At 57.9% G+C, this 404-nt stretch carries 1 pseudogene; it reads left to right on the top strand.

Features of this window, described 5'->3' with window-relative positions:
• Positions 1 to 404: pseudogene (locus EWM59_RS27400) on the top strand (collagen-like protein); the annotation flags it as partial.

Raw genomic sequence — 404 nt, 5'->3', positions numbered from 1 at the left:
ATAGCAGGGCCACAAGGTGTAGCAGGACCGACAGGAGCAACTGGAGCTAATGGTTCACAAGGGATAGCAGGAACTACAGGCGCAAGAGGAGCAACTGGAGCTACAGGACCAACCGGGCAGACTGGCGCAACTGGAGCTACGGGTCCACAAGGACCACAAGGGATAGCAGGTCCACAAGGTGTAGCAGGACCGACAGGCGCAACTGGAGCTAATGGTGCTACGGGTCCACAAGGGATAGCAGGAACCACAGGCGCAAGAGGAGCAACTGGAGCTACGGGTCCACAAGGACCACAGGGGATAGCAGGTCCACAAGGTGTAGCAGGGCCACAAGGTATAGCAGGACCGACAGGAGCAACTGGTGCTAATGGTGCTACGGGTCCACAAGGGATAGCAGGAACCACAGG

It is taken from the genome of Emticicia agri, from assembly GCF_004168285.1.
GTDB classification, from domain to species: Bacteria; Bacteroidota; Bacteroidia; order Cytophagales; family Spirosomataceae; genus Emticicia; species Emticicia agri.
The sequence above is the reverse complement of the archived record's forward strand: the minus strand, read 5'-3'. Positions and strand labels throughout refer to the sequence as shown.